Genomic DNA, 12,151 nt, shown 5'->3' with positions numbered 1-12,151 from the left:
TAGTTAAAGGAGTGATAGATATGTCATTATCAGTAACCTATGAACAGTATGAGAAAGCAGAGCGTCTGCTTTCTTGGAACACTGTAAAAGATGTATGTAACGGTAAGGTTTTTCCTAATTGGTTAGATAAAGGAAGCCGTTTTTGGTATCAAAGAGATATACAAAAAGAAAGTGAATGCGGCAAACAATTTGTATTAGTTAATCCACGATTAAACACTAAAGAATCCGCTTTTGATCATGCTAGGCTTGCAGAGTCTCTCTCAAATGTAATTAACCGTCAGGTCGACCCAGATAACCTTCCCTTCAATTCCTTTACTTATATCAATGAAGAGAAAGCAATTCAATTTGAAGTAGATGAATCCACGTGGATTTACGATTTAGCTAAATACCAGTGCAAACAAATCAGGACTAAAAAAGTACCTGCGCATGAACTTCGATCCCCTGACGGGCGCTGGTCTGCGTTTATCAAAGGATATAATTTATTTGTACGTTCTTTAGAAACAGGGAAAATCATCCAACTAACTCATGATGGTACGCGATACTATGATTATGGTATTCAACCGGAATCAGAAATTTCCGCTGTCGTTAAACGATTATATAATCCTAAAATTCCACCAGCAGCACTCTGGTCACCGGATTCCAAACAAATCTTGACGCACCGGCTTGATCAACGCAAGGTACGAAAAATGTCTCTTCTACAGTCAGTTCCTCCTGAAGAAGCAAAGCCGCCTGTCATCCATTCGTATCGTTATCCACTAGTCGGAGATAAACACCTTCCATTAGCCCAATTTGTAATTTGCGATATTGAACAGCAATTGATGATTCAATTGGATACAGAACCTATGATTACGGGATTAGTATCACCGCTCAGTCCTAGTTGTCAAACAGCTTTTTGGACAAACGACAGCGACTTTGTTTATTTCACAAAAATGTCTCGTGACTATCGATCTATGCAATTTGTTGTCGCTAATACAAAAACTGGTGAAATTCAAACTTTGTTAGAGGAGAAAAGTGAGACTTTCCTATTTACAGATCTCTACAACATCAAAAGTGGAAAAGGTATAAATGTCCAATGGTTATGCCATGGTAACACTTTTATTTGGCATTCCGAGCGTGACGGATGGTCACACCTTTATCTTTATGATAGTCGTACAGGAAGACTTAAAAACAGAATTACCTCTGGATCCTGGACAGTCCGTCGATTAATTGGTGTTGATGAACAAAAAAGTTGGGTGTATTTTACTGCTAGCGGCCGAGAGCCGGGACGGGATCCTTATTTTCAGCATCTTTATCGAGTTCGGCTAGATGGATCAGACTTAGTGCTCCTTACACCTGAGGATGCTGAGCATGACGTGTTTATTTCTCCTGATTATTGTTTTTTTGTAGATACTTTTTCACGTGTAGATATACCACCTAAATCTGTATTGCGTTCAACCGATGGAAAATTAGTTTGTGAACTGGAACAAGCTGATATTGAACTTCTCTTATCAAATGGATATCAAATACCAGAACGTTTTACTGTCAAGGCTGCCGATGGGATGACTGATTTGTACGGAGTACTGATTCCTCCTGCAAGCACAAACACAGAGTGTAAGTACCCCATCTTGGATTATATCTACGGTGGTCCTCAACTACTCCACACGCCAAAAGAATTCATTTGGGGAGGGGAGTATTCAGTAGAACAACCGATTGATCTAGTCGGCGGTGCCCAATCTTTTGCACAGCTTGGCTTCGCCGTTATTCTAATGGATGGAAGAGGCACACCTTACAGGTCAAAGGGCTTTCATGATTTTTCTGATGGGAAGCTGGAATGGTCTGCAGGAATTGAAGATCATGTAGTAGCTATTAAGCAACTTGCGGAACAGTATCCTTTTTTAGATTCAGAAAAAGTAGGTATTTACGGCGAATCTGGAGGTGGATATGCAGCCACTCGAGCTATACTGACTTATCCGGATGTGTATAAGGTAGCAGTATCTGGGTGCGGGAACCATGATCAACGCTTATACTTAGCAGCTTGGGGAGAACGATTTCAAGGACTTTTCAATTCAGAACTATACCGTGAACAAGATAATACTAGATTGGTTAAGAACCTAAATGGAAAGTTACTTTTGGTAACAGGAGACCTGGATGATAATGTCCATCCTGCTTTAACCATGCGAATGGTAAATGCTTTGATTAAAGAAAACAAAGACTTTGACCTACTGATTCTCCCTAATCGGCAGCATGGGATTTCTGTAGATGTTTACTTTATACGTCGACGATGGGACTATTTTATACGAAATTTAATGGGAGTAGAACCACCAAAAGAGTATGCGATTAAAGATCCTATGTTTCCAGGATGATGAAGATACTCAGTCCTGGCTTAAAAGATGGAAATGCTAAGCTAAAAGATAAAGTAGCTCCATGGGCTGAACAAGCGGTCAAAACGGTAGTTGCTTTAGAGTTATATGGTCCCGAAGTGACGAAATATCGAGATGGCGCGGTAAGATATTATGCGAAAAGAAATATGACCCACCAGGAAGCAGCGGCTATGATTACCAGAGCTTTTCACAAAAACTTTGGCAACTAAACCATATATAACTGAATAACTAATCCAGCATAAAATTGAAGTTTGTCTCCTCCAATGTTTGAGTTAAATGTTCGTCTTCATGTGCTGACAGTAATAACATCTAGCGAACAAACGCATTTTCCCACGGATTCACTTTTTCTTCATGTCATTATTTCACAAGTTTTGGTATTTCTGAAAAATGTATTTCAATGTCATCACTTAAGATTTGTTGCGTTTTTGTATTCCATAATTGTCCGATAGTTTGAAATGCTTCATCGTGAGAAAACAAAATAAAATCTAATAAATCAATCATTTCTAAGTTTCCTTCTCTCCTATATCTAACCTCTTCACATCAGAACGTAACACCACCGTACCTACTTCAAAATTTGTTAAGGACTGTTAGATTTCTCCTATGTCTGAAATTTATTTTATTAATTTAATATGGTACGTGAAATTATCTATGATAATTGTATTTTTTTGATGGGAGAATGAGATTTTACTATTTTGCTAATGAAGAAATCTGAAAAAATAAAAAAGACACCTATAATGTGCCTTTTTCTGACTTGATAACCACTTTAATTTTAATAATATAAGTGCTGGACTCCCATCCAATTACCATTTTACCATATCTATCTATATTGTGTGTTGAGAAAATGAATTCAGCACATTACTTTGTTAAGGGAAATTACGTTTTACTCTCTTTTTTCTTTATGCACTTTTTCGGGTTCTGGTGCAGATATATGAAGAAGAACATGGATGGTAGTAGGTTCTCGTATTTTATGCTATAAGTCCAAACACTTGAGGAATAAACTCTTTCTGATTTTGAAAAGACTTGTCCTGTAAAATAATTTTCTCTTTTTTATCATATGCATCGCTTCTATTCCAGAAAGAATAGCCTTGGTAGTACGAAAAGATTTCAATCCAACCATATTAGACATAAAGCTTTGAAAATTAAAAGAGTGTGTCGTTAATACCAATACTGGTATAATCCAAATCAATAGTATGGAACCTACACCAAAATAGATAGATCTTTTCTTCCATTTAATGTGCTTAAACCATAAGGAAGCCCCAAAAACTAAAAGCGAAATTAATATAACGATAGAGAGTAAAACAAAAATATAATCGAAAATTGAAGGTACACTTGCATGAACTGTACCATCAATATAATCCCCGGTTCCCTTAAATAAAGATACGAACCAATCTGTAAGCCAGGAAATATCAAATGGTAGATCTTCGCTTTTCGTTTTAGGAGAAGCAGCGGAATACAACACCTCCAAATCATTCATCCCCTTTCTGAAAAATACAATATCGCTAGTATAAGGATATATATTTTTCTTCTATAAACTAAGAAAACAGGAAAAATATATTTGAATAAGTAATTAATTTTTTAAAATCTGTCTCTAAATCAAAAACAAAAAAGAGCTGTAAATTTACCATTACAGCTCCTATTTCTAAAAATTCATAAGGTTGTCTATTTCATTTTATTTCAGCTAATTCTTTTGCTAAATATCGATAAGCAATGTCAAAATACTCTTGTTTCCCCCAACTTTCTGCATTCCCAATCACTACGAATACCTCTTTTGCTCTACTTACTGCAACATTGAGTAAATTTGGCGTACTAGAAGCCCATTTTAGTGGACCTTGTTTTTGATTATCTACTCCTAATACAAAAATAACCATTGGTGCCTCTTTCCCTTGAAAAGTGTGCACAGTCCCAATTTCAATATTTTCATACTCTTTCCCAGGTAGTTTTTGTTGTTTTAGTTGCTTTAATTTTTGAACAACACTTACAAAAGGTGAAATAATATAGCAAGATTTATCTGGGTTATCTTGCGAGAATTTTTTTGCAATCTCAATTGCTTTTTCACCTTGTTCGGGAATAAAGTGATTTCCTGACCCATATGTTTTCCCACCTATATCTAACCATTGGCTAACATATTGAGGCTTACTTTCTTTACTTTTAGTATCCGTTAATCCGTAGAACATTTTACCTTGATACGTTGTTTCATTACATATTGAAAACATTGGATTTTCACATCTTCTATGAACACGCAGAGGTGACCCTAACCATGTTTTATTCTGATTCGAGTCAATCATCTCGCCTCCATATCTATTATTAAGATCAGCAAACTCTTGAACACTGACTTCATTTCTAGTTAAACGATAATAGAAATTATATTGCTCATTTATTCCAGCACTGTCATTTGCAATTAGTTTAAGTTGGTCATCACTTAATGTAACGACAGGAGGAATTTGCAAGGGATCTCCTACAACAACAACATTCCTAGAGCGCCAAATCGCACCTATTGCAGATTGGGGAGTAGCTTGGCCTGCTTCATCAATAAACAACCAACCTATATCCTCCGTCTTTAAATCTTTTAAAAACCTTGCAATGGAAGCAAATGTTGATGAGATAATTGGAGTGAGTAAAAATACAGTATCAAACATAGCTTGAATGAAATTGTCTCTTTGGGCTTCGTTAATTTGAGAATCAAGATTTCCTTTTTCTTTACCGCCTAAAAAATAGGTTTTTGCTAAAGATAAGTTCTTTTCAATCCTGCCTTGATTTGCAATTAAAAAAGCATTATATTCACTCATTAACTTTGCAAAAAGTTTACTCCGCTCGCAATTCATCCGCTCATTTTTGTTTTCACCGTCGATATTCACAAATTGTTCCTCTGATGTTTGCCACTTCTTTTCATTAACATTATGAAAGACATCATTCTCTTTTACCGTAGCTATCTTTTTCAGCACATTTTGTTCTAATTGTTTAAATGAATATACGTTTTCATGCTCTAAATCACCAACACGCTGTAAATCCTCTGTAATTGTAGTGAAGTATTCCTTTATATTTGCAGTTTTCCCCATTGCCGCAGAAATTTTCCCCCAGCATGTTTTCTCTTTGTCGAATCCCAAGAATTGATAACCGTTTTTCAGTAAATCTTTATCTTTTGGTAAATCCACACTTATATTTTCAACTGCAGAATTATTATTAGATGTTACTAAAATACGATACTCCTTAAGTTTAGGGTGAAAGGAATAATAATAATCTTCTTGTCCCTCCGCAAATTGCACTTTTGAGAATACATCTGTGGCCTCTTTTAGAAACTTTACTTTTTCAAATAAAATATTCGCAAATACGTCTTTTAACAACGTCGTTTTACCTGTTCCCGGTGGCCCATTAACAGAAAAAATAAAGCCATTATCTTCTTTTGATTTTGCAATAATAAGATTTAAAGCAACCTGCTGCATGAGTCCTAATGGAAATTCCGAGGGCCATCTCGTAATTGGTATTTTTCGTAATATGCTCTTCATTTCACTTATACTTTCATTCTTAAATAAATCCACCCTCTCACCTGAGTTTTTTAATGCTTCCCAGTTACTTAAAGATAAATAGGTTTCTAAAGCTTTACCAACAGAGCTATCTTTAATTTCATATTTTACTTTTTCTAAATCATTTATATAAAAACTGTTTACGCCTACATGTTCTTTATATGTTAGACGGACATATTTTTCATATTCTTTTTCACTGCAAAACCGAAATACACCATCTTTATCGAAATGTCTCTTTGAAATATATGATTGCAATGTACTTTGAATATTCCAGGTCAGCTCTTCCCAATTTTTAAATCTGATATGTATATAATTGATATCTTTCTCTAAAGAATCTTGTTCTTTTGACCCACTGAATTCAAGCGTTTTGTCTTTTTTTCCATAATTATCACTTTCAATTACAGATGAAATCGTATTGATTAAATCTGATTCTAGCTCCTTTAGACTCTTCCCTGTACGTAGAAAGTACTTCACAATCGGACTAACCACCACACTAGATTCGATCGAGGTATCAGGGATTAGCTTAAGCATCTGATTGAGTTGAATATGGATCAAAAAACTATTCGGGTCCTTTTGGAAATCAGTAAAACTTGCTTTTTGCTTAGATTCATTCGAGAAATACCTTAATACTTCATTTTTTGCTACTGGTAAATAAAATAATGACGCATTATTATCTGCAAGATATTTTCCTTTTGCGCTATTTCCCTTTCTTTGAAGGAATATTTGCATATCCTGATGTGGAGTTCCATTAGGGTTGATAAAATCTGGTATATGAATATTAGGTTCTTTGTGAAAAAAACTTTTAAATGAATGCAGAGTTATAGACTCTTTATCACAATTCATGAAATTGAAATGCTCTAATTCAATAAAATAGTTAAGTGTTTTTGTTGCCGTCTCTTTATAATTCGTTTTTTCTTTATCTGTATCTTTCCTTTTGTTTTGAAAAAAGAATGGAAATATTTTCTTTAACCCTTTCATTATTAGCCTCCTAGTAGCAGAATTTACCTAAATTATACTAAATTATACTTAGATTATTTAATACAATTCTTTTTCTTTCAATTATTTGTATGGATATTCATAATTGATTTTTTATATAAAATATATCTTTTCCCGGTTCTAGGATAATGTAAGTAATTTGTCAAAATGAAAAAAGACCCGTTTGTGAGGTTTGGTTTTGATAATAAAAAGGTGCTTTCATGATTAGAAAACACCTTTTCAGTCTACTACTTTATTTTAATAGCCAATACTTTTTAAATATATTAGCTAATGCTTCTTTCAGAAAAACTTAATCAAATTTCGCAATGAGTTCCAGAAAACACCAAGTATCTAACCCTACAACCCCATCAGCTGGCCAGCCGTTTAAACTTTGAACATTTTTTACAGCAGTAACTGTTTTGGGTCCATAAACACCATCTACTGGTAAAGATTAGAATTCTTTTAGCAATTAGTAGTAAATACGGTACAACGATTCCAGTGAATGCCCCCCTCCTACCACCTGTGCTATGCCCTACACGTGCTTGAGGAAGGGGAATTCTGTTGGGGTACTGTTAAATAATGATGAACAAGAATAACAATAGACATCCCTTATACTTTACCTCCAAATACTCGGTGAATGACTCTGTTTGATTTTGAACAGAATGAATTTCGTATTAACTTATACTTTTTACAAATACACTCTTTAATTTTTTTCGAAAATGAATACCTAACGTAATGGCTACAATGATTATCGCTCCGAAGATAATTTTCCCAATGTGCTGTCCAAGCACTTCAAATATATCATGTAAGTTTCCTCCTAACCAATAGCCACCGATTAAAAAGAAAGATACCCAGAATAGAGCACCAGAGTAGATCGTTATGGCAAAACGACGGAGGGGTAAATTAATAATCCCTGCAAAGTAACCAGTAAAATGACGTACACCTGGGACGAAAAATCCAATAAAGATAAGGAAATATCCATATTTATCAAACCACATTCTTGTTAAATCAATTTTTCTTTGTGTTAAAAATACATATTTTCCATATTTCTGTACAAAAGGCATACCAAGTTTATTGCCTAAAAAGTACTGAATTGTCATCCCAGCGCTTGTACCAATAAATGATAAAATAATTAAAAGCGGTAATTCTAAATCTCCTTTATGTGCCAAATAACCCGCATACACTAACGTCGGCTCCCCCGGAAACGGAAATGCAATATATTCTAACAATGTTCCAACAAGTACTACATAGTAGCCATATTGCTGAAATAATTCATAAACCCATTCCATGTTGTTTTCTCCTTTTTTTCTACAGCATTAATTACGTACAATAACTAATGATTACACTGGCGTTCGTAGGAATCTCGGCATTTCAATGCTGAGTAGTTTCAAGCCTTTACTGAGAGCGATAATTAAGAAAATAGAAGTTCAACCTAACCATAAAGGTATAAAGCGGAAAACCGTATCACAAATGAGGGATACGGTTTTTACTATTATTTAAAAATCATAACAGTATAAAATACATTAAGTTTTGCCTTCATTGAAGCCAAATGCTTCGCCAATCAATTTTTTAATAGACTCATAATCTTCTTTAACTAGACTTCTGTATATTACTTTATCCATCTTTGTAAACTCCCTTTTATATAAGTAAATTTTCATTTCGTATGTAAATATCTTATTATAATAATAATGTCTCCTCTAAGAGGAGAGTCAACGGTAATATTAGAAAAAATATAAAGGAAGTGATTAGGGTGAAAAACTTATTTTCTATTGGAGAAGTTGCTAAAATAAAGGACATTACCATAAAAGCGTTAAGATATTATCATAAAATGGGATAACATTAATGCAAAAAAACGATATTCTTTTTGTAGGAATTTACAGAAAGAATATCGTTAGACCCAAACTACTCTTAGATTACTAACAACAAAAGACAAGCCTATATGCTAAGTGGTTTTTGACTACAGTATTCAAAAACGCATAGGCTCACGCCTAAGAACATTCATCTTTCACCTAAAATTGTTGTTTCACACCTTCACATTTTTGAAGAAGGAGTCTTCTGTCGAAACATGATAAATTGTTTTGAGTTACATCATAATCTGTCATTGAACTGTCCATGTAGATCTCTATGTCTCTATCAAATGATTTTTGTATTAGAACCTGATTTTTTTACCTTTGATATTTTTTCCAGTCTTAAAACCGTTTTAGAAAATTCTAAAAATACATTAAGGATCTTTGAGAAACTAACTTTCTTATAATTATGCTTGCTATTTCCTCGATGTTTTCATGTAGAAAGAAATGCTTACCTTCAAAAGAGTGGAATGTACACATTTTATTTGTGTATTTCTCCCATTTTTTTACCTCTTCATATGAAGTTAATTTATCATTTTTTCCATTTAAGATCAGAAAATCAATGTCACATACTTGTATATTATTATTATGTATATATGTCTCTACGATTTTAAAATCCGCTCTTAGAATGGGGAGAAAAATTTCCATTAATTCTTCTGATTGAAACACCTCGGATGGTGTACCACCCATAGCAATAACTTCATTTTTAAATTGTTCATTAGATAGATTGTGTCGGATATCTTTTATTTTGCTATTTGGATGATTTCTACCAGACAAAACAAGAAACTCAGGTAATACGTCATTGGAAATTTGTATTTTCCTGGCTAATTCATAGGCGATCAAACTTCCCATGCTATGTCCATATAGAATATATGGTGAATTCTTTAGCTGCTTAATAATAATTTTATAGACATCATTTACAGCCTCTTTAATACTATGATAAAGGCTTTCTTCAATTCTATATCCCCTACCGGCTAACTCTATAGGGATTACTTCAATAAATGGATTAAAGTATTTTTTCCATTTTGAGTAATTAAACGCAGATCCCCCAGCATGTGGCAAACAAAAAAGTTTAATCTTCGTCATTACTGTCTCCTTCGATTAAAATTTGTTTATATTCTGGCAAATTATATAAATATCTTTAATTATTATCTCCTTTGGTAACTCATCTAGTGTTGCACAAGCAGACATCTTATAATTAGGCTCAATATTATATTGTCTAAAGTGAAAATTTCGAGGTATGTTCTTGTATGAAATTGAATTTTGAGCTTCTTTTTTTATGGAGAATGAATTTAACGGGATATAAAGCCCCTTCCCAATAGTTTTTATATAACTTTCTTTTAACGTCCAAAGATCAAAAAAATAACTAATTTGTTCATCAGAATTTATATTAGATAAATCATGAAATTCTTCCTCTGAGAAGAATTCTTGTGCTAATCTAAGAGCGTCTATTTCTGAAATTTTTTCTATATCAATACCAACATTTGAATTAGCAGTAATACAAACCACCCATTCTCCTGAGTGCGAAATATTAAAATGAAAATCAGAAAAATTTTTAACAAAAGGTTTTCTGTGCTTATTATATACAAATTTAATTTCGTCATTATTAATTTTATATTTTTCACAGATTAAAGAACGGACTAACAAATCTCCTATCAAAATCCTATTAACATCGTCCAATTTTATTAAACGCTTTATTCGTTCTCTTTTCTCATTTGAAATCAAATTACTAAACTGATTAAACAAATCATTATCAATATTCTTTGGTATTTTTACAGCGTGAATTCGTATTATAAATCACTTCCTTTTTAGAGATGTAAAATCTTATGTATTACGTAACACCCTTGAAATACATATAAATCAAAAGAATTGTATATTTACATATTAATGTAAATATACAATTTTCACCTGGAAATATAATTAAGATACTCGGTTCTGGTGCAGAAACTTCAGGGTAATTGCATCATAATCTGTCATTGAACTGTCCATGTATGTTTCTATGTCTCTATTGCACCAGAACCCTATACAGTGCTGCTATTGATATATTCGTAATGTCTCAAATTTGATGTACAGTCATTAAGCGGCTTTTTTTGCATTCACATCACTATTCACAAATAATACCTTTGATAGTGAAAATTTATGTTCATAAAGTTGTATCTTTCTAGACACTCTACTTTGTGGTTAACGAAAGGTACGCTCCCTCTATCCCTTCTAATTCATTTACGAGACATTTGGCTATCTTTTCCACTGCTGGGGAGAAGACAATCTCTTCGTGCGACCCAGGCACCGAATACTTATTCACTTTCCCCTGTAATAACGACCTCCAATCCGTGAATAAATCTATACCTTCTTCAGCACTGAAGTAGATGACCTCCCCAAAATATGGCGTTAAAACATGTTCTGCCATTAAATTTAGACCCTTCCTGTGGGCATTGATAATCTGCTTTAGACTCGTAAGATCCGCATCAGGCAGGAGCACTCCTTCCACGATCAACTGATCAACAAGCATGTCCTGTTGATGAACGAGTTCTTCTCCCTGCTCTACTAGATCTAAATGGATGAAATGCTTTAATATATAAGAAAGCATATCATCCTCTGTCTTGTGATCCTGTTCTGAAGGTACCTTGGTATCCATGAGTACCAACATCTCAACTTCTTCTCCCTGGTTCCGTAGTATAGTTGCGATTTCATAGGCGATGGCACCGCCCAGAGACCATCCTCCTAGACGATACGGCCCCTCTGGCTGAACTCGCTTCATTTCCTCGATGTAGAGTTGAACTACTTCCGACAAAGTCAACCCGTCCATTCCTTCTTTCTCTACGAGAGGATTCTGTAGACCATAAAATGAGCAGTGATCCTTGAGTAACCTTGCTAGCTGAATGTAACAGAATACATTACCCATAAACGGATGAACACAGAAGAAAGGCCTTTTCTCTGACTCTTGTAATGGAACCAGAACCGATAACGGTTTTTCCATACCATGATTGTCACGGATGAGACAAGCGATTTCTTCCACTGTCGGGTTCTCAATCAGTGCGGACACCTTAATCTCTTTTCCAAATTTCTCTCTGACCTTTGAAATCAATTTGATTACCAGGAGAGAGTGACCCCCTCTATCGAAGAAATCATCGTTTACATGGACATCTTCTATCTGTAGCACATCCTGCCAGATTCTAATCAGCTGATACTCGATTTCATCCCGTGGGATAATTGGTGTAGAAAAGGTACTTTCTTTTTGAATCGTTAAGCTGTTCAGTGCCTTTCGATCAACCTTCCCATTTGTTGTAAGCGGAATCGCGTCTACCTCAATAAAGTGTGCAGGAACCATATAATTCGGTAAATGTGTTTTCAGATGCTCCCGCCATTCATTTACACTTCCTTCACCAACTACATAAGCTACCAATCGTTTGTCTCCTGGATGATCCTCTCTTACCAGTACAACAGCTTC

The 12,151-nt window shown here is 34.4% G+C and carries 7 protein-coding genes and 5 pseudogenes; 3 read left to right on the top strand and 9 right to left on the bottom strand.

The window, feature by feature from the left end; all coding sequences use genetic code 11:
* Positions 1 to 20 precede the first annotated feature (20 nt).
* Together JDS96_RS20735 and JDS96_RS20730 are read left to right on the top strand one after the other, a co-directional pair.
* Complete coding sequence (locus JDS96_RS20735; RefSeq protein ID WP_199667893.1) at positions 21 to 2,342, top strand: S9 family peptidase; 2,322 nt, start codon at positions 21 to 23, stop codon at positions 2,340 to 2,342.
* Positions 2,342 to 2,569, top strand: a complete 228-nt coding sequence (locus JDS96_RS20730; protein WP_003197554.1) for a hypothetical protein — start codon at positions 2,342 to 2,344, stop codon at positions 2,567 to 2,569. The genes JDS96_RS20735 and JDS96_RS20730 overlap by 1 nt, the downstream gene beginning before the upstream one ends.
* Positions 2,570 to 2,603: 34 nt before the next feature.
* On the opposite strand, the pseudogene JDS96_RS20725 reads toward JDS96_RS20730, so the two are convergent.
* From JDS96_RS20725 to JDS96_RS20700, 6 genes and pseudogenes are all read right to left on the bottom strand, one after another.
* Positions 2,604 to 2,858: pseudogene (locus JDS96_RS20725) on the bottom strand (Rpn family recombination-promoting nuclease/putative transposase); the annotation flags it as partial.
* Positions 2,859 to 3,325: 467 nt separating this feature from the next.
* A pseudogene (locus tag JDS96_RS20720) lies at positions 3,326 to 3,834 on the bottom strand (hypothetical protein).
* A gap of 190 nt (positions 3,835 to 4,024) precedes the next feature.
* Complete coding sequence (locus tag JDS96_RS20715) at positions 4,025 to 6,859, bottom strand: DEAD/DEAH box helicase (RefSeq protein ID WP_199667892.1); 2,835 nt, start codon at positions 6,857 to 6,859, stop codon at positions 4,025 to 4,027.
* 307 nt (positions 6,860 to 7,166) lie between these two features.
* A pseudogene (locus tag JDS96_RS20710) lies at positions 7,167 to 7,292 on the bottom strand (peptidoglycan-binding domain-containing protein); the annotation flags it as partial.
* A gap of 238 nt (positions 7,293 to 7,530) precedes the next feature.
* On the bottom strand, positions 7,531 to 8,145 hold the full coding sequence (locus tag JDS96_RS20705) for a DedA family protein (RefSeq protein ID WP_199667891.1): 615 nt from the start codon (positions 8,143 to 8,145) through the stop codon (positions 7,531 to 7,533).
* A gap of 246 nt (positions 8,146 to 8,391) precedes the next feature.
* A pseudogene (locus tag JDS96_RS20700) lies at positions 8,392 to 8,478 on the bottom strand (GNAT family acetyltransferase); the annotation flags it as partial.
* A 98-nt stretch (positions 8,479 to 8,576) separates the two neighbouring features.
* Here JDS96_RS20700 and JDS96_RS20695 point away from each other — a divergent pair.
* Positions 8,577 to 8,690 (top strand): annotated as a pseudogene (locus JDS96_RS20695) (MerR family DNA-binding transcriptional regulator); the annotation flags it as partial.
* A 376-nt stretch (positions 8,691 to 9,066) separates the two neighbouring features.
* Here JDS96_RS20695 and JDS96_RS20690 read toward each other — a convergent pair.
* The 3 genes from JDS96_RS20690 to JDS96_RS20680 all read right to left on the bottom strand — a co-directional run.
* Positions 9,067 to 9,789, bottom strand: a complete 723-nt coding sequence (locus tag JDS96_RS20690) for a thioesterase II family protein (protein WP_199667890.1) — start codon at positions 9,787 to 9,789, stop codon at positions 9,067 to 9,069.
* A 15-nt stretch (positions 9,790 to 9,804) separates the two neighbouring features.
* Positions 9,805 to 10,488, bottom strand: coding sequence for a 4'-phosphopantetheinyl transferase family protein (locus tag JDS96_RS20685; protein ID WP_374221006.1), 684 nt, complete (start codon positions 10,486 to 10,488; stop codon positions 9,805 to 9,807).
* Positions 10,489 to 10,873: 385 nt separating this feature from the next.
* On the bottom strand, positions 10,874 to 12,151 hold a 1,278-nt coding region (locus tag JDS96_RS20680; RefSeq protein ID WP_199667889.1), incomplete at its 5' end, for a thioesterase domain-containing protein.

It is taken from the genome of Bacillus cereus group sp. N21 (genome assembly GCF_016483395.1).
GTDB lineage: Bacteria > Bacillota > Bacilli > Bacillales > Bacillaceae_G > Bacillus_A > Bacillus_A pseudomycoides.
This window is presented reverse-complemented; position numbering and strand designations above follow the sequence as displayed.

Coding starts and splice junctions, on each gene's coding strand:
- JDS96_RS20705 (WP_199667891.1), bottom strand. CDS start 8,145: ATGGAATGGGTTTATGAATTATTTCAGCAATATGGCTACTATGTAGTA.
- JDS96_RS20730 (WP_003197554.1), top strand. CDS start 2,342: ATGAAGATACTCAGTCCTGGCTTAAAAGATGGAAATGCTAAGCTAAAA.
- JDS96_RS20715 (WP_199667892.1), bottom strand. CDS start 6,859: ATGAAAGGGTTAAAGAAAATATTTCCATTCTTTTTTCAAAACAAAAGG.
- JDS96_RS20690 (WP_199667890.1), bottom strand. CDS start 9,789: ATGACGAAGATTAAACTTTTTTGTTTGCCACATGCTGGGGGATCTGCG.
- JDS96_RS20735 (WP_199667893.1), top strand. CDS start 21: ATGTCATTATCAGTAACCTATGAACAGTATGAGAAAGCAGAGCGTCTG.